The following is a 16,213-nucleotide window of genomic DNA, read 5'->3' on the forward strand; positions in this document are numbered from 1 at the left end:
GATCGGTTACTTCGTCTTCACCATCACGGGGCCGTCGGAGAAGAGCGTTCCGGTGTCGACCGTGGGCAGCGAGGAAGGAGCCAGGCTGCCGTCGTCGCGGACGTCGTAGATGTGGACCTTGGTGGTGATTCCGGTGGTGAGGACATCGGCGGCGTAGAGGTGCTTCTGGTCGTCGCTGAGCAGAACCCAGCCGGGTCCCGAACCGAGCGGGGTGTTGTAGGGCGAGCCCGGCAGGGGCGAGAGTGCGCCGTCGGCGCCGACGGCGAAACCGCTGACCTTGCCCGCGGCGACCGAGGGGATGTAGACACGGCGCCCGTCGGCGCTGACCTCGGCGTTGTGTGGCATAGCGGGGACGGCATAGGGCGAGCCCGGTGTCGGTGTAAGACTACCGTTCCCGCCGATCGCGTAGCCCGACACCGCCCCGCCCTGCTCGTGGCTGACATAGACGAAACGACCGTCAGGTGTGTACCCAGGATTGACCGCCAGCAGCCCGACCGGCGTCGAATCGCCCAGCACGGCCAGGGACCCGTCGGCGTGGATTGCGAAGCTGGTGACGTTGCCGTCGAGCGCGCTCGTGAACCGCAGATAGCGGCCGTCGGGGTCGATGGTGACCATCGGCAGCATCCCGGCGCCTGCCCCGGGCACCGGGGCCGAGCCCGCAGGAGTCAGCGCACCCGCGGCGGAGACCGCGAACGTATCGATGCGTCCGGGAAATCCGCCGACTCCGACGAACAACCACTTGCCGTCCGGAGTAATCGCCGACGTGATCGGCATACCGTCCGCGATCGGAGCTTCTCCGCCCGCTACCGGCCGGAGCGTCCCCTGTTCGTCGAGGTGGTACCCGGTGACCTTCTGCGTGGCTGCCTGGGTGGCATAGACGATCCGGCCCTGGGGCGCGAGCGCCACCGAGAACAGGCCGAGATCCACATCGAACGGAGAACCCGCGACCTTGCTCAGTGAGCCGTCGGCATTCATCCGCAGTACCGCGATACTGCCGCTGGCGGTGCCGCCGACCAACATGAACTGCGGCATCGTCGTAGCGGCGGCCTGCGGTAGAGGAGATAGCGTCCAGCCGGCCGAGCTGAGCACGATTGTGGCGACCGAGACGGCCGCCTTGTGGAATCCGCGGCGACGGAATCCGGATCGGCGGGAGGGAGATGTCGTCATCGACGTACCTTTCGCAAAACGGAGCATCGGTGCCCCTGGCTTCCACCCCTGGGCCACAACGAATCGGTGGCTGCTGTACGGGGGAGAAGTGAGCTGGACGGTACCGACGAATCGGTGCCACGAATGTCCAGGAATCCGGACACGATGAATCCGCTACCGTCGCACCTTCTTGGGGACGCGGACGGTGTGTATCCGGGGAGAGAGGCGTCCGGATATTGGACAGTTCGTGTTCGGTACCGCGTCGTACGGTCCTTTTATGGCATCTGATTCAAAGTCGACAGGTGAGCTCGTGCCCCTGATTCCCGAGTTCTTCCGCGGCGGGGCCCGTCGCCGGGCAGGCTGGATCGTGGCGCTCGCGGCGGCCGTCCTGCCCGGTTTCGCGGTGGCTGCTCCCGCGGCGGCCGACGAGACCGGCTACTTTCTCTACGCGCACGGCTTCTTGAGCAATGGGATCGTGGGATACAGCGCCTCCGATACCGGTCAGCCGGTACCGGTTCCGGGGCGTGCGGATTCGGGCATGCCGAACTGGCCGCAGGCGGCCACCCCGGACGGCCGGTTCCTGTTCGTGGCCCCGACAACCGAACGTCGTCTGATCACCTACGCGATCGGTCCCGATGGTGGGTTGACTCCGGGCGCGACCCTGGCCTTGCCGGATGTGCCGATCGATATCGCCTTCGCCCCCAACGGCCGCGACGCCTATGTCGTAGTCGGCTTGGTGAACGCCAAGGTGGTCCCACTGCGAATCGGCGCCGATGGTGTTCCGGCGCTCAACGGCGAACCGATGCCGTTCGGGCAGGCCACCGACAGCGTGTCGACGGTATCCGTCGCGCCGGACGGCGAAAGCCTGTTCGTGACCTCGCTGTTCACGCGCGAGCTCCTGCACTTCGACATCCATGCCGACGGCACCCTGTCGCCGGCCCGCCAGCGACTGGCGACCGGCGTCAATCCGATCTTCCCGACGCCCACGCCGGACGGGCGGGCAGTCTACGTGATCAACGAGCTGACCGCGGACGTGTCGGCCTACCACCGCGCACCCGACGGCACCCTGACCGAGATGGCCGGCTCGCCGTACCCCGCCGGGCTGCTCCCGCATGTCCCGAGCATCACCCCGGACGGGCGCTATATGTACGTGCCGAACATGGGCTCGAGCTTCATCAGCGCCTACCGGATCGAGTCCGACGGAGCGCTGAGCCCGCTGCCGAACGCTGATTTCGCGCCGGACAAGTTCGGTGTGTTCGCCGAATCCTCGGTCATGTCGCCGAGCGGAAAGACCCTGTGGGCCTTGGGAACCGACCCCGCGCGAGGCGGCGAGGAGATACTGCGCCGGTTCGCGATCGGTCCCGACGGCACACTCGACCTCGACGAGTCGACGACGATCTACACCGGCACCACCGTCGCGGATGGCCGCACGATGACTCTGGTCCCGCGCCGCTGATCCGGTGCGCAGACCGGTGGGCCGGGTGTGTCACGGCACACTTGGCCCACCGATCGGTGCCCGCTGATCAGGCTGCCAGGTACTTGTCGAAGAAGGTGGTCAGCTCGGCGACGGCCTGTGCGACGTACTGCTCGACGTCATAGAGGTCGACGTGGGTGGCGCCCTCGGCCTCGGTGCCGGCGATCATCAGCAGCGGGCGTGGACCGAACTTGGCGACACCGGCGTAAGCGTCGAACTGGATGCCGAGCACGCCGATACAGTCGGCGTCCACGTCGTCGCGGGTGCTCAGGTAGGTGACCGCGGCGCGGAAGTCCTCGGCCCCGCTGGAACGGGTCCTCCAGGCCGCGGGGCTGCCCCTCGCTCTCACCCCGGTGACGGCGTCGAAGGCCAGCGTGACGAAACCGCGTTCGGCCAGTCGACGGGCATAGAGGCCGGCGGTCTGCTCTTGACACCGATCATCGGATGACCGACGACGATCACGGGCAGTCGACCCTCCACGACTGGGGTTACCCGTCGGCGACCACGCTGGCGTGGACGAGTTCATCCACTGTACCCGACGTGCAACCGATTTCATCGAGTAGTGCGCGGGTGTGCTCCCCGAGCGCGGGAACCGATCCCATCGCGGCTTCGACATCGGCGAAGGTGGCCGGCGGCAGGAGCGCGGTCACTGGGCCGGCGGGGGTTTCGACTCGTCGCCACCGGTCGCGCTCGCGCAATTGCGGATGCTCGGCCAGGCCGGCCAGATCGTTGACACGTGCGGCGGGAACTCCGGCGGCGGCGAGTCGCCGATCGAGGTCCGTGGTGCTGAAGCGGCGAGTCTGCTCGGCCACCGCGTCGTCGCAGGTTTTGCGGTGCGCCACCCGAGCCTGGTTGGTGGCAAATTCGGTGCAGTCGGCCAGTTCGGGCCGGTCGAAAACGTCGGTGACGAGGGTGCGCCAGCCACGGTCGTTCTGCACGCCGATGAGGATCTCGCCGTCTGCCGTCGGGTAGCTGTCGTAGGGGGCGATGGCCGCGTGGCCAAGGCCGAGCCGCGGAACCTGGACTCCGGCGTAGAGCCACATGTACAGGGGATGGCCGAGCCACTCCGCGGTGGCGTCGAACATCGAGACATCGATCAGTGCGCCGCGGCCGGTGCGTTCGCGCCGGAACAGTGCGGCCAGCACTGCCTGAGAGGTGTGCAGACCTGCGGCGATATCTGCCGTGGGTACCCCTGTCTTCGTCGCCTCATCCGGCGTTCCGGTGACCGAGATCAGGCCGGATTCGGCCTGGATCAGCATGTCGTAGGCCTTGCGGTCGCGCAGCGGGCCCGCTGTGCCGTAGCCGCTGATGCAGCCCAGGACCAGCCGTGGATGTCGGGTATAGAGCTGGTGCGGGTCCAGTCCGAGCCGGGGCAGGACGCCGGGCGCGGTGTTGTGCACGAAGACATCGGCGCGAGCGACGAGCTCGCGGGCCACCGCCAGACCGCGGTCATCCTTGAGGTCGACGGCGATCGACTCCTTGCCGCGGTTGAGCCAGACGAAGTGCGAGGCCTGCCCGAGGACGGCGGCGTCGTAGTTGCGCGCGAAATCGCCCTCGCCGATGCGTTCGATCTTGATCACCCGGGCACCCAGGTCGGCGAGCTGCCGGGTGGCCAGGGGGGCCGCGACAGCCTGTTCGACGGCTACGACGGTGATGCCGTCGAGGGGTAGCGATGAAGTGCTCATGCGTCGGATGCCTCCTGGGCCGGGATAGCAACTGCCGTGGCGAGCGTCACGTAGGTGACTGCACAAATAATATATTGCACTTTATTTGTTAAGTCGCAATCGGATCGGCGGCGCGGTACCCGGAAGCCGCGTGTTCGAGAGGAGATCTGATGAGGTAGCCCAGGACGGGCTCCCGTAGCCCGGCAGACGGGGATGACCGTCAGGTACGGCACCGAAACGCCGCAGCGTGAAAGTTCCGGTAACAGCGCGCTCCCCAGCGCAGGCGCCCATCACGGTGGCGAACCAGAACAGCGACGCCAGATACACCCGGGGCGCACCGAAGCGCACGGCAGGGGAGCCGTCGCGGCGGCTCCCCATTTCGTTGTTCAGCCGGCCCGGAAAATGGTCTTGAGCTCCACGTAGGCATCCAGGCTGCCCGGACCCAGTTCCCTGCCGATGCCACTGTTCTTGATGCCGCCGAACGGCGCCTGCATCGGGAATGACGCGGTGTTCACACCGACGGTGCCGGTCTCGATGCGGCGGGCGATGTCGGTAGCGCGTTCCAGATCGGGGGAGAAGACGCCACCGCCGAGGCCGTAGTCGGAGTCGTTGGCGATTGTCACAGCTTCCTCGACGGTGTCGTAGGCCAGCACCGAGATCACCGGACCGAAGATCTCCTCGCGGGCGATCCGCATGTCGTTGGTGACGTCGGCGAAGACCGTCGGCTCGACGTAGTAGCCGCGATCGAACCCCTCCGGCCGGCCACCGCCGAGGACGATCCGCGCGCCCTCCTGATTGCCGAGCTCGAGGTAGGACTCGACGCGCGCACGCTGCTGGGCCGTCACCAGGGGGCCGTAGAACGTCGACGGGTCGGTGGGGTCGCCCAGTGGCAGCGCGCGCACGGCGTCGACGATCGCCTCGACGACCTCGTCGTAGCGGGCCCGCGGCGCCAGTACCCGGGTGAGCGCACGGCAGGTCTGGCCGGTATTCGGCGTGCACGCCGAGGCCACGAATGGCGTGAACGTCGCGAGGTCCACGTCGTCGAGCAGGATGGCCGCGGACTTGCCGCCGAGCTCGAGGGTGACCCGCTTGAAGTTCTGCGCACACGCCGTCGCGATGGCCTTGCCCGCCGCTGTGGAACCGGTGAAGGCCACTTTGCGGACCAGCGGATGCTCGACCAGTGCGGCGCCGGTCTCCCGGCCACCAGTGACGATGTTCAGGACTCCGGCGGGAAGACCCGCCGCCGTGGCGATCTCGGCTAGCAGGAATGCGTCCAGGGAGGTCTCCGGTGACGGCTTGACCACCGCGGTGCATCCCGCCGCGAGGGCGGGCCCGATCTTCCAGGCGATCAGCGGCTGCGGGCCGTTCCACGGGGTGACCGCGGCGATAACGCCCACCGGCTCCCGCCGCACGATCGCGTCACCGGTCGCGGTGGTGATAGTCGACTCGCGCGGCGTCGCCTCGGCCAGATCGGCGAAGTAGCGGTAGTTCAGCGGCACCTGGGACTGCATCGCGCGCGCGATCGAGATCGGCGTGCCGTTCTGCCGGCTGACCAGTTGCGAGATCTCCTCGGCGCGCTCCTCGAATCCGTCGGCGAGGGCACGCAGCAGCCCCGCGCGCTCGACCGGTTCGGTCGCCGACCATGCCGGTCCGGCGGCGGCGGCCGACCGGGCGGCGTCGTCGACGTCGGTGACGTCGCCGTCGACAACGGAGCCGAAGACTTCTTCGGTGGCCGGATCGACGACCGCGCAGCGGCCGCTGGAATGTGCGGGACGCAGCCGGCCGTCGATGTAGTGGGAATCGTAGGTGGTGGTCATGGTCGCCTCCTGAACCCGGCCACTGCGGGTGGCGGGGTGGTAAATCGGCTCGGCGGTGGCCCGCCTCGGACGGATTGTGCATAATGTATGAAGTGTGATTCACGATACATGCTGTCGTGACGGTTACGCGAGTCACATCGGACCCGGAGTCCGGTGAATCCGTCCGCCTGGCCTTCACCGCCGGGACGGCGATCATTCAGCACCCGCGACGCGGGGTATTCCAGGGAGTGAACGATGAGTTCCCATTCCAGAAACGCAGCCTGCTATATCGACGGTGTCTGGCACGCCGGTCGGGCCGAGGAGATCACCTCGATCAACCCCTCCACCGAGCAGGTTCTCGCGGTCACCACCGCTGCGGACGCCGGTCAGGTCGCCGACGCGCTGGCGGCAGCTCGGCGGGCCTTCGACGGTGGGCCGTGGAGTCGCCTCACCGCCTCGGACCGGGCAGCGTTGCTGCATCGGCTCGCCGAGCTGATAGAGCGCGATCGCGACCGGCTGACCGCGCTCATCGCCGCCGAGGTCGGTACGGCGATCAGCACCGCCGAACAGCAGGTCATGGGCCCGGCGGGATTTCTGCACTGGTTCGCCGACGCCGCGGTCCGCGGCCCCGCCGACGGCCTCGAACAGCCACTGCCGCTGCACCACGAGCCGGTGACCACCAGCAGCATGCTGCTACGGGAGCCACTCGGTGTCGTCGCGGCGGTCACGGCCTACAACTACCCGATCATGTTGTGCGCCTGGAAACTCGGCCCCGCGTTGGCCTCGGGCTCCGCCACGGTACTCGTGCCCTCACCCAAGGGACTGCTGTGCACGATCGCGGTCGTTGAGCTGATGGCCGAAGCCGGGTTCCCGCCCGGCGCGGTGAATCTCGTCTTCGGATCGCCCGCGGTGACCGAGCAGGTCGCGAGCGCGCCGGAGGTCGACATGGTGAGTTTCACCGGCTCGGCCGCAGTGGGCAGTAAGATCATGGTGCTGGCCGCGCCCACCCTGAAGAAGGTGGTGCTCGAACTCGGCGGAAAATCACCCAACATCCTGTTGCCCGGCACCGACGTCGACGCGACGATCACGCCGTCGGCACTGCGCTTCTGCCTCAACGCCGGTCAAGCCTGCGGTGCGACGACCCGTTCACTGGTCCCGGAGGGCCTCTACGAGGAGTTCGTGGCGAAGTCCGCCGCCTATATGCGGACGTTGACCGTCGGTGACGCCGCCGATCCCGCGAGCGTGGTCGGCCCGCTCATCACCGACGCGCATCGCCGCGGCGTGGAAGGCTGTCTCGCCCGTGCCGTGGAGGCGGGTGCGATGCTGGCCACCGGCGGCGGTCGGCCGAGTGGACTGGAACGGGGCTACTTCCTCGAACCGACGTTGGTCACCGATGCGGACAACGACTTCGAGATCGCCCAGGAGGAGCTGTTCGCTCCGGTCGGCGTGGTGATCCCCTATCGCGATGTCGACGACGCGGTACGCATCGCCAACAGCTCGAAGTACGCGCTCAACGCCAACATCTGGGGTCCGGTGCCCGAGGCGATCGCCGTGGCGCGCCGCCTGCGATCGGGCACGGTCGCGATCAACGGAGGCGGCGGCCGTCGTCTGGACGCCCCGTGGGGTGGCCCGGGATATTCCGGCGTCGGACGCGAATGCGGCGAGGAAGGATACCGCGAGTTCTTCGAGGTCAAACACGTCCAGTGGCCGCTGTGACCGCCCGCCGACCGGTTGAGCACGCCTGGCGGTGACCGGCCTCGCCGGCGGTGACGCCCGAATAGACGACAGCCCGGAGCGGAATGCTCCGGGGCTGTCGTCGATCTGCGTCCGGTCAGCCGACAGGGAGCGCGATGGCGCTGGGGCCGTCGGCGAATTGCAGACCGGTCGGGGCGGGCTCGTGCCCCGATGGCGACAACGAGCCGTCGTCCTGGATGCGGTAGCCGGTGACCACGACGTGGGAACCCGCTTTGAAGATCGGGGACGAGACCAGGTACAGCCAGGTGCCGTCGGTGGACCGGGTGACGGTGGCCGGCCCGACCGGCGTGGCGAACGGAGAGCCCGGCACCGGAACGAGATCGCCGTTCGCCTGGACTTCGTAGCCGGTGATGTTGTCGGAGAACGTGTTCGCGAAGTAGACGAAACGGCCGTCCTTGCTGAACACGGGGTTGTGTGGGATCTTCCCGGTCGGATAGGGGGAGCCGGGCAGTTCGGTGAGGGAGGCGTCGTCGCCGACCCGGAAGCCGGTGATCGACTGCGAGTGCTCGTTGGCGACATAGAAGTACTGCCCGTCCGGGGAGAACACCGGAGTGATCGGGAAGACGCCGGTCGACAGTGTGCGTGCCACCGGCTCGGACAGGCTGCCGTCGGGGCGGATCTCCAGGCGCACCACGGCCTTGGCGATGGCGCTGGCCACGTACAGGCTCCGTCCGTCGGGAGAGATGATCGGTTGCGCCGCACCGTCGACGAATCGGCCCAGGCGGACCGGATCGCCGCCCTGGGTGGGAACACCGTCCTCGTCCAGGCGGAAGTGCGCCACGCCGCCGCCGAAGAACCCGGCGGGCCCACGGCCCACACCGAGGTAGAGATTGCGTCCGTCCTTCGACACGACCAATGACACGGGGGTCGACAGCCGCGGCAGCGGCAGCGAGGCGGCCCGGTGGAGCGTGCCGTCCTCGCGGATGTCGAAGGTGATCAGCTCCGGGGAGAAGGTCTGGCGGATGCTGAACGGCGTGCCGAGCCCCATGCCCGCCGCCACATAGAGGCGGCGCCGGTCGGGACTCGCGGTGACGCAGAAGGTACCCGCCCCGGTCGGAAAGGGCGACCCGGTCAGTGGTTCGAGCGAACCGTCAGCGAACCGGTCGAAGGCGGCGATGCCGCCGCTCTGTGCCACCACGTAGAGGCGATCGAGGGGAGTGTGCTTCTCCGTCATCGTTGGTGCTGTCCGTTCTGGTCGAATGCCGCTGTTGTCACGAAACATAGAGTTCGCCGACGCGGGGAAATGTCCACGTTTTCGGACACTCGGATGCCCGTCACCGTGTCAGGACGTTCGCCGCCGCCAGGTCTGCCGACAGCGGCGCTGTCAGTGCGGCGACGGTGGCGCTACCGAAGGCGCCGTTTCGGTCGTAGAGGGTCGCGGTGCCGATCGAGATGCCGTCGCGTTCGTGGCGGTCGGTCGCCGACATTCCCATCTCATCGCCGTAGGGCAACCGGACCAGGGCCACGGTGACGTCGGCGTTGATGTACTCCAGGCCCGAGCTGCCGAGATTGGCGACCACATTCGACACATCGGCCACGGCGCAGGCGAACTGGAACGGTGTCGGCTCCTCACCGGCGAGGACGGCTACGGGCCGGTGCCAGATCCGGTTGCGGCTGCCGTTGTGATGCTGTGTGGCGTCGGCATCCCAGCCGGCGTCACCGCTGTAGTACAGGCGGTTCGACACCGGATCGAGGGGCCAGGTGCGCGGTGGCGGGGGTGGTGCGCCTGCAGTCGACCAGCACCGGCCCGACGGGCTCGTGCCGGGTGCGAGGAACAGCCCGCGGGCCGCGGCCACTGCCCTCCCGTCTTGATCCAGCCACGCGTCCACCAGGCACAGCCGCCGTCCCGAGCGCACGACCTCGGTCCGCACGGTGCACGGTGCCATGGCGACCGGGCGGAAGAGATCGAGCGTCCAGCGGCTGGGCCGGAGCTCGCCCTGGCCACGCTCGGCCACCTGGTGCTCGACCGCGCGGGCGAGCACGGCGCTGATGGCCATGCCACGCATCTGCCCGCTCGCCCATCCGCTGCCCGCGGCGGGCAGTGGGACGAGGAGCTCGGGAAACGCCGGGTCGGTGGCGAAGAATGCGGTCTGGCGCATCGTAATCCTCTCGGAGAGTGGGGCTATTTCGCCAGATGGGCGGCATGGATGGCACGGGCCGGATCGTCGAACACCGGAATACCGGCCTCGCGCAGCAGGCCGAGTCCCCGGGGGGCCAGTTCGCCGGCGATGGTCCACGAGACGATGACCGGCTTGTCGGTCGCGGCGACCTGGCGGGCGACTTCGCGGGCGATCTCCTCGGCCATCGGGTCGGCCACGGTGGTTACCAGCACGGCAGCGGCGTCGACTTCCGCCGAGGCCAGGATGGCGGCCAGGGCGCGACCGTAGATCGCCGGTTCGGTGGCCACGCGGCCGGTGACATCGACGGGATTGGCGATGGCGGCGAAGGACGGCAGGATGTCGCCGAGCTGTGCGCGCAGGTCCGCGGAGAAAGTCGGCACCGCGAATCCGTACTGGTCGCACAGATCGGCGATCATCGAGCAGGCCCCGCCGGAGGTGGAGACGATGCCGATCCGCGCCGACGGTGGCAGCCGGTGTCCGGCGTCGCGCAGCGCCAGCGCGTCGAGCAGTTCGGTGATGGTATCGACGGGAACGGCACCCGCACCGGCGAGCAGTGCGCGGTACACGGTGTAGTCGCCGGCCACGCTGCCGGTGTGCGACTGCACCGCGCGCGCACCCGCTTCCGTACGGCCGACCTTGAGCACAAACACCCGCTTGCCCGCGGCGGTCACCGCCTCGACCGCGTCGAGCAGTGCAGCGCCGTCGCCGACACCCTCGAGAACCACCGCAACAGTGTCGGTCTGCGGATCGCCCGCGAGGTAGCGCAGATAGTCACTGGTGCCGAGCGCAGCCTGATTGCCGACGCTGACGAAGCGGCTGATGCCGATGCCGCGTTCCCACGCCTGCGAGGCGAGGCTGCCGCCGAGGGCGCCGCTCTGTGCGACGAGGGCCACCCGGCCGGTGGGGATGGTCGTCATCGATTGAGCCTGGCTGAAGCACACGTGTACCCGGCTGCCCGGGCTCATCAGCCCGACCGTATTGGGTCCGCACAAGGCGATGCCGTGCTTGTTCGCGACGGCGGCGAGCTGACCTTCGAGTCCGTCGTTGCCGACCTCGGAGAATCCCGAACTCAGCACGACAGCGGCAGGAACACCGATGCGGCCGCAATCGTCGAGGACCTCGGTGCACGACGCGGCGGGGACTGCCACACACACCAGGTCGATGGCACCGTGTTCGAGATCGGTGATCCGGGCGACTGCGGGGTAGCCGTCGATCTCCGTTGCCGTGGGATGGGAAACCACGACCTGCCCGGTATAGCCATGTGCGCGCAGGTAGCGCAGCACCAGGTTGCCCGGGAGCACCGCGCCCCCGGCGCTCGCGCCCACCACCAGCACCGAGGACGGCTCCAGCAGCGCGCCCAGGTCGACCGGGGCGGGCAGGGGAGTGGGGTCCATCGCGACCACGGCCGGGTCCGCGACGGCCAGACGGGCGTCCACGACGATCGGTCCGGACGACGTCACCACGACCGGGTTCAGATCCGCTTCGAGCAGATCGGGCCGAACGGTCGGCAGCTGGGAGGCTGCCGCGATCACGGCGGCGACCTCGTCGACGACATCACGCTGGCCCCGGTAGCCGCCCAGTACCGTGCCCATCGGGATGGAACGCAGCAGCGCGGTGGCCTGATCGACGTCGACCGGGCAGCGTGCGAGGGCACGATCGGGCAGCAGTTCGACCAGGCTTCCGCCCGCGCCCACGACGATCACGTGGCCGAAGGTCTCGTCTCGTTTGATGCCGACGAACACCTCCGCGCCGCCGTCGCGCACCATCTCCTGCACGAGGATCTGCCAACCCGCTGATTCCAGTGACAACTCGGCGGCGAGCTCCGTCAGGCGCTCGGCGGCCGCGCGGGTGGCCTCGGCGCCGACGAGATCGAGCACGACCGCACCGACGTCGGCTTTGTGCACCAGGGCCGGGCTGACCAGCTTGAGTACCACAGGGACACCGAACTCCTCGGCGGCCGTCACCGCGGCGGACGCGGTGGTGACCAGGCGTTCGCGCACCAGCGGGACACCTGCCTCGGCCAGGCAGCGCGACAGGGTGTCGTAGGGGAGCAGCATGAATTATCTCCTTCGGCTGGATGTTCAGTATCGCATCCCGGTCCCAACTTTAAACATTATGTATTATGTTGAAGGCAAGCGGAACAAACGGAGGCATCGGATGAGCGGTCCGCTCGTGGGAGTGAAGGTCGTGGAGGTGGCGTCGATCGGGCCAGGGCCCTGGTGTGCCATGATGCTCAGCGACATGGGGGCCGAGGTGATCCGGCTCGACCGGGCCGACGATGTGCGCTCCTACCGGCCCGAGGCGGTGTCCTTCGAGACGGTCACCAAGCGTGGCAGGCGCTCGGTCGGCGTCGATCTCAAGGCCGAGGGCGGTCCCGAGGTCGTGCTGGCCCTCGCCGAACGGGCCGACATCCTCATCGAGGGGTTCCGTCCCGGCGTCGCCGAGCGGCTCGGAATCGGTCCGGCGCAGGCGCTGGCCCGAAACCCGCGGCTGGTCTACGGTCGTATCACCGGTTGGGGTCAGGACGGACCGTTGGCTCAGGTTCCCGGCCACGACATCAACTATCTGGCTCTGACCGGTCTGCTGCACACCATCGGTCCGGCCGGCGGCAGGCCGCTTCCCCCGCTGAACCTCGTCGGGGACTTCGGTGGCGGCGGTCTGATGCTCGCCTTCGGCGTCGTGTGCGGCTACCTCGAAGCGCAGCGTTCGGGCCGGGGTCAGGTCGTGGACGCCGCCATGCTCGACGGTGCCACCCTACTCGGCGCGATGGTCCACGGACTGCGCCAGCTGGGTCAGTGGACCGAGCAGCGCGAGTCGAACCGGCACGACGGTGGCGCGCCGTTCTACGGCACCTACGAGACCTCCGACGGGCGCTACGTCGCCGTCGCAGCCAATGAACCGCGCTTCTACCGGGTCTTGGTCGATGCGCTCGGCCTGTCGTCGGACGAACTTCCCGAGCAAGGGGATCGCGGGTCCTGGCCCGTCGTGCGAGAGCGCTTCGCGCAGGTGTTCAGGACCCGGACCCGCGACGAGTGGGTGAAGCTGATGGCCCCGCTCGAGACTTGCTTCGCGCCCGTGCTGACGCTCGATGAAGCCCGCGAGCACGAACACAATGTGGCCCGCGACCTGTTCGTTCCCAACGACGGCATCCTGCAGGCCGCGCCCGCTCCGCGTTTCGAACGGACGCAGGCGCGCATCCAAGGACCTGCCGCGCGCCCTGGCCAGCACACCGCGGAAGCGTTGCGGGACTGGGGTTTCGGTGCGGACGAGATCGATCGGCTGACCGGTTCGGGTGCCGTCGTGCAGGGCTGATCATCGGCTCGATTCCGCTCCGCCGGATCGCGATCACAGTCACAACATCATGCGCAATCGAGGCGCTCGTCGTTGCGGGCGCCGCACAGGTAAGGAGAGAACCCATGGCCGGTCTGTATTTCGAGGAGTTCGAGCCGGGTCTGGTGATCGAGCACCCGACCCGTCGTACCGTCACCGAGGCGGACAACACTCTGTTCAGTGTGATGACGCTGAATCTGGCGCCGTTGCATCTGGATGCGGAGTACTCGAAGAACTCGGTCTATGGTCAGCGTCTGGTGAACAGTTTGTTCATTCTGGGCCTGGTGTCGGGGATCACGGTGCCGGAGACCACCCAGGGCACCACCCTGGGCAATCTCGGCTATGAGAACGTGCGATTTCCGAAGCCAGTGTTCCACGGCGACACCATCCGGGTGCGCACCGAGATCGTCGCCAAGCGCGAGTCCAAGAGTCGTGACGATTCCGGCATCGTGACGTTCCTGCACCAGGGCATCAATCAGCGCGATGAGGTCGTGTGCGAGTGTACGAGGGCGGGCCTGATGCTCAAGCGCTCCACCGTGGCGCAGGCGGTCGCCGCAGAGTCCTGATCCGGCGGACCCCTACTGCAGAGAGGAGCCGCCGATGCTTCACTGCTCATCGTCGCGGGTCTGCAACTGAACTGGGGTCGACGGTGGTGTTCACCGAGGGCGTGCCCGACCATCCCGACGCGAACCGGCTGTGGGAGCTCGTGGAACGCAACCAGGTGACGCTGCAGGGCATCGCCTCCACCGCGGCGCGGCTGGTGATGGCGGCCTCCGGCGGCGCGGCCCCCACGGGGGGCGAAAGCCGGCGGAGGTTCGCTTCGACCGGCGAGGCCTGGGACGAACCTACCTGGCGATGGCTGTTCGAGACCGTGGGCGGGAAACGGTGTCCGATCGTCAACTACACCGGTGGGATCGAGGCCGGCGGCGGGTTGCTGATCACTATCCGTTCCTGCCCATGGAACCCGCTTCGTTCAACGGCCCGTTACCCGGTGTGAACGTCGCGGTGTGCGACGGGGGCTGGCAGGCCGGTCGTCGGTGAAGTCGGCGAACTGGTTGTGGGCAACACCTTCCCCGGCATGACCCACGCCTTCTGGCAGCCGTTGGGAAGGTCTCTGGGTACACGGCGACCTGGCCAGTGTGGACTCCGCGGGCACCTGGCACGTGCACGGACGTTAGGACGACACCAGCAAGGTCTCGGGACGCCGGGTGGGTCCGGCCGAACTCGAGGCGCGCTGCTGACCGATTCTCGGATCGTCGAGGCCGCGGTTGTCGGGGTGCCCGACGAGCAGCGGGGCCAGCGCGTGGTCGCGTTCATCGTGGTGCGCGACAAGGCCTGCACCGGTACGGAATACGACGACCTGTTCGCGGCCGCCGTCGTCAATGTCGGCCGATCGTTCGCCCCTACGGTGCATGTCGTGAACACCCTGCCCAAAACCAAGAACGGCAAGATCATGCGCTGGGCCATCCGGTCGCAGCACCTGGGCCAGGCCCAGGGCGATCTGTCGTCGCTGGACCCGGCCACTCCGATCGAGGCGATCCCTTCGTCGGACATGTGACGCCCAGCCGCGTACGCGGCCGAACCAGCGTTGAGCCCCCTGCCGGATTCCGGCAGGGGGCTCAACGCTGCCCATGACTGCCGGATGCCCATCGCACACGACAAGGCCCGTGCCACCGGAATCGCTGGTGGCACGGGCCTGGCCCGACGGCGCGGTCAGCCGCGCGACTTGTACTCGCGCAGCAACCCGCGGCTGATGATGGTCTTCTGGATCTCGCTGGTGCCCTCGCCGATGAGCAGGAAGGGAGCCTCGCGCATGAGGCGTTCGATCTCGTACTCCTTGGAGTAGCCGTAGCCGCCGTGGATACGGAACGCGTCCTGGGTGACCTCGGCGCAGAACTCCGAGGCGAGCAGCTTGGCCATGCCCGCTTCGACATCGTTGCGCTGCCCTGCGTCCTTGAGCCGGGCGGCATTGACCATCATCAAGTGGGCGGCCTCGACCTTGGTGCCCATCTCGGCGAGTTTGAAGGCGATGGCCTGATGCTCGGCGATGGGCTTGCCGAAGGTCTTGCGCTGCTGGGCGTATTCCACCGCGAGCTCGAAGGCACGGATGGCGATACCGCAGGCGCGGGCCGAGACGTTCACCCGGCCGACCTCGACGCCGTCCATCATGTGGGCGAAACCGCGACCCGGAGCACCGCCGAGGATCTGGTCGGCGCCGATGCGCATGCCGTCGAACACCGCTTCGGTGGTGTCGACACCCTTGTAGCCCATCTTGTCGATCTTGCCGGGAATGGTCAGTCCGGCCCGCACCTCACCGAAGCCGGCGGGCTTGTCGACCAGGAAGGTCGTGAGGTTGCGATAGGGGGTGTCGGCGCCCTCGTCGGTCTTGGCCAGCAGGGCGATCAAGGTCGACGAACCACCGTTGGTGAGCCACATCTTCGATCCGTCGACGACGTATTCGTCGCCGTCGCGCCGCGCCCTGGTCTTGATCGCGGCCACATCCGAACCCAGGTCGGGTTCGGACATGGAGAACGCGCCACGGATCTCGCCGGTGGCCATCTTCGGCAGGTAGTGCTGTTTCTGCTCGGCGGTGCCGTGCTGGCGCAGCATGTAGGCGACGATGAAGTGGGTGTTGATCACGCCGGACACGCTCATCCAGCCGCGCGCGATCTCCTCCACGACCAGCGCGTAGGTGAGCAGTGACTCGCCCAGACCCCCGTACTCCTCGGGGATCATGAGTCCGAACAGGCCCATCTCCTTCATACCGTCGACGATGTCTTGGGGGTAGGTGTCGTCGTGCTCGAGGTGCTGGGCGTGCGGGATGATCTCCTTGTTCACGAAATCGCGGACAGTGCGCAGAATCTCGGTCTGCACATCGGTGAGGCCGGCGGTCTGGGCGAGGCGGGTCACTGGTCGTTCTCCCTCGGG

14 protein-coding genes are annotated in these 16,213 nt (G+C 68.1%); 6 read left to right on the plus strand and 8 right to left on the minus strand.

The window, feature by feature from the left end:
• Window positions 1–6: 6 nt before the first annotated feature.
• Window positions 7–1,167 (minus strand): lactonase family protein, encoded by a 1,161-nt coding sequence (locus tag AC1HFH_RS12865; protein WP_480247670.1) that lies wholly within the window; start codon window positions 1,165–1,167, stop codon window positions 7–9.
• Between the two features lie 226 nt (window positions 1,168–1,393).
• On the opposite strand from AC1HFH_RS12865, the gene AC1HFH_RS12870 reads away from it, so the two are divergent.
• The gene (locus tag AC1HFH_RS12870) at window positions 1,394–2,602 is read left to right on the plus strand and encodes a lactonase family protein (RefSeq protein ID WP_480247671.1); all 1,209 of its coding nucleotides are present in this window, start codon (window positions 1,394–1,396) and stop codon (window positions 2,600–2,602) included.
• 67 nt (window positions 2,603–2,669) lie between these two features.
• Here the strand turns inward: AC1HFH_RS12870 and AC1HFH_RS12875 are convergent, their stop codons facing one another.
• The 3 genes from AC1HFH_RS12875 to AC1HFH_RS12885 form a co-directional block, all read right to left on the minus strand.
• Window positions 2,670–2,969, minus strand: coding sequence for a hypothetical protein (locus AC1HFH_RS12875; protein WP_480247672.1), 300 nt, complete (start codon window positions 2,967–2,969; stop codon window positions 2,670–2,672).
• Between the two features lie 139 nt (window positions 2,970–3,108).
• Complete coding sequence (locus AC1HFH_RS12880; protein WP_480247673.1) at window positions 3,109–4,305, minus strand: CaiB/BaiF CoA transferase family protein; 1,197 nt, start codon at window positions 4,303–4,305, stop codon at window positions 3,109–3,111.
• A 365-nt stretch (window positions 4,306–4,670) separates the two neighbouring features.
• On the minus strand, window positions 4,671–6,101 hold the full coding sequence (locus AC1HFH_RS12885) for an aldehyde dehydrogenase (protein ID WP_480247674.1): 1,431 nt from the start codon (window positions 6,099–6,101) through the stop codon (window positions 4,671–4,673).
• 234 nt (window positions 6,102–6,335) lie between these two features.
• On the opposite strand from AC1HFH_RS12885, the gene AC1HFH_RS12890 reads away from it, so the two are divergent.
• Window positions 6,336–7,796, plus strand: a complete 1,461-nt coding sequence (locus AC1HFH_RS12890) for an aldehyde dehydrogenase family protein (protein ID WP_480242996.1) — start codon at window positions 6,336–6,338, stop codon at window positions 7,794–7,796.
• Between the two features lie 115 nt (window positions 7,797–7,911).
• Here the strand turns inward: AC1HFH_RS12890 and AC1HFH_RS12895 are convergent, their stop codons facing one another.
• The 3 genes from AC1HFH_RS12895 to AC1HFH_RS12905 form a co-directional block, all read right to left on the minus strand.
• Entirely contained in the window at window positions 7,912–9,009 is a 1,098-nt protein-coding gene (locus AC1HFH_RS12895) for a lactonase family protein (RefSeq protein ID WP_480242997.1), read from the minus strand.
• A gap of 100 nt (window positions 9,010–9,109) precedes the next feature.
• A complete protein-coding gene (locus AC1HFH_RS12900; RefSeq protein WP_480242998.1) occupies window positions 9,110–9,934 on the minus strand; it encodes an acyl-CoA thioesterase domain-containing protein in 825 nt (274 codons plus the stop codon).
• 23 nt (window positions 9,935–9,957) lie between these two features.
• Window positions 9,958–12,012 (minus strand): acetate--CoA ligase family protein, encoded by a 2,055-nt coding sequence (locus AC1HFH_RS12905; protein WP_480242999.1) that lies wholly within the window; start codon window positions 12,010–12,012, stop codon window positions 9,958–9,960.
• Between the two features lie 58 nt (window positions 12,013–12,070).
• On the opposite strand from AC1HFH_RS12905, the gene AC1HFH_RS12910 reads away from it, so the two are divergent.
• From AC1HFH_RS12910 to AC1HFH_RS12925, 4 genes are all read left to right on the plus strand, one after another.
• A complete protein-coding gene (locus tag AC1HFH_RS12910; protein ID WP_480247841.1) occupies window positions 12,071–13,267 on the plus strand; it encodes a CaiB/BaiF CoA transferase family protein in 1,197 nt (398 codons plus the stop codon).
• A 104-nt stretch (window positions 13,268–13,371) separates the two neighbouring features.
• On the plus strand, window positions 13,372–13,851 hold the full coding sequence (locus tag AC1HFH_RS12915) for a MaoC family dehydratase (protein WP_480243000.1): 480 nt from the start codon (window positions 13,372–13,374) through the stop codon (window positions 13,849–13,851).
• Window positions 13,852–13,934: 83 nt separating this feature from the next.
• The gene (locus AC1HFH_RS12920) at window positions 13,935–14,282 is read left to right on the plus strand and encodes a hypothetical protein (RefSeq protein ID WP_480243001.1); all 348 of its coding nucleotides are present in this window, start codon (window positions 13,935–13,937) and stop codon (window positions 14,280–14,282) included.
• Window positions 14,283–14,561: 279 nt separating this feature from the next.
• Complete coding sequence (locus AC1HFH_RS12925; protein ID WP_480243002.1) at window positions 14,562–14,843, plus strand: AMP-binding enzyme; 282 nt, start codon at window positions 14,562–14,564, stop codon at window positions 14,841–14,843.
• Window positions 14,844–14,998: 155 nt separating this feature from the next.
• On the opposite strand, the gene AC1HFH_RS12930 is transcribed toward AC1HFH_RS12925, so the two are convergent.
• Window positions 14,999–16,195, minus strand: coding sequence for an acyl-CoA dehydrogenase family protein (locus AC1HFH_RS12930; protein ID WP_480243003.1), 1,197 nt, complete (start codon window positions 16,193–16,195; stop codon window positions 14,999–15,001).
• Between the last annotated feature and the right edge of the window lie 18 nt (window positions 16,196–16,213).

The organism is Nocardia sp. KT25-26 (assembly GCF_056627695.1).

Coding starts and splice junctions, on each gene's coding strand:
- AC1HFH_RS12895 (WP_480242997.1), bottom strand. CDS start 9,009: ATGACGGAGAAGCACACTCCCCTCGATCGCCTCTACGTGGTGGCACAG.
- AC1HFH_RS12900 (WP_480242998.1), bottom strand. CDS start 9,934: ATGCGCCAGACCGCATTCTTCGCCACCGACCCGGCGTTTCCCGAGCTC.
- AC1HFH_RS12910 (WP_480247841.1), top strand. CDS start 12,071: ATGTATTATGTTGAAGGCAAGCGGAACAAACGGAGGCATCGGATGAGC.
- AC1HFH_RS12885 (WP_480247674.1), bottom strand. CDS start 6,101: ATGACCACCACCTACGATTCCCACTACATCGACGGCCGGCTGCGTCCC.
- AC1HFH_RS12880 (WP_480247673.1), bottom strand. CDS start 4,305: ATGAGCACTTCATCGCTACCCCTCGACGGCATCACCGTCGTAGCCGTC.
- AC1HFH_RS12865 (WP_480247670.1), bottom strand. CDS start 1,167: ATGACGACATCTCCCTCCCGCCGATCCGGATTCCGTCGCCGCGGATTC.
- AC1HFH_RS12890 (WP_480242996.1), top strand. CDS start 6,336: ATGAGTTCCCATTCCAGAAACGCAGCCTGCTATATCGACGGTGTCTGG.
- AC1HFH_RS12905 (WP_480242999.1), bottom strand. CDS start 12,012: ATGCTGCTCCCCTACGACACCCTGTCGCGCTGCCTGGCCGAGGCAGGT.
- AC1HFH_RS12915 (WP_480243000.1), top strand. CDS start 13,372: ATGGCCGGTCTGTATTTCGAGGAGTTCGAGCCGGGTCTGGTGATCGAG.